Origin of the sequence: Micromonospora sp. PLK6-60 (assembly GCF_019890675.1) — a bacterium.
Lineage (GTDB): Bacteria > Actinomycetota > Actinomycetes > Mycobacteriales > Micromonosporaceae > Micromonospora.
This window is the reverse complement of sequence record NZ_JAIOAA010000046.1, coordinates 1-745: the sequence shown is the minus strand read 5'-3', so window position 1 is coordinate 745 and position 745 is coordinate 1. Positions and strand designations below refer to the sequence as shown.

At 71.0% G+C, this 745-nt stretch carries 1 protein-coding gene; it reads left to right on the top strand.

Annotated features, from left to right (window positions below):
- Positions 1 to 357: 357 nt before the first annotated feature.
- A partial coding sequence (locus K7640_RS29800; protein ID WP_222958277.1) for a hypothetical protein occupies positions 358 to 745 on the top strand: 388 nt, incomplete at its 3' end.

Below are 745 nucleotides of genomic sequence, written 5' to 3'. Positions count from 1 at the left end.
CGCGACGGGTGCGCTGATTGTCTGGGCCCGGGTGGGAGGTCTCGGGGTCGGGTGCGGGGTTTGTCCGGTTCGGGGGTGTGGGCGGGGTCATCGGGTCGGTGGAATGGCGGGCGGGTCGGGGTCGTTACATCACCCGGACGACCGTGTAGCAGCCCGATGGGCTGCCAGCCCGAGGCCCGAGCCCGGGAATGGTGGCGGGCCGGCGGTCGTTACACATCATCCGGCCCCCGCGTAGAGGCCCCGTGCTTCCGTGAGCCGCCGGGATCCCCCGAAGACTTTGAGCGCCTGACGTGGTGCTTGCGCGTGACCCCGACCCCCGAGCGGGTTGCGCGCCGACCCCCGAATGGAGCCACCCTGATGAACACGACGCTGCGTAAGAGCATCCTCGGTATCGCTGGTCTGGCCTTCGCCGGTGGCCTGGCCGCCGGCCCCCTGAACCACGCCGACACCACCCCCGCCCACGGCCTGAACCCCGTCGCGGTCGTGCAGGCCGACAAGCCCGACACCGCCGCGCTGATCCCGCACGGCGTGCAGGGCGCCCAGTCCAGCATCACCCTCAACGACGAGCAGACCGCCAACGCCAAGGCGATCATCGCCGCCACGAAGAAGGCCGGCCTGCCCGAGCGGGCCGCGGTGATCTCGATCGCCACCAGCCTGCAGGAGTCGAAGCTGGAGAACCTCGGCCACCTCGGCGACAAGAATGACCACGACTCGCTGGGCCTGTTCCAGCAGCGCCCGAGCTCGG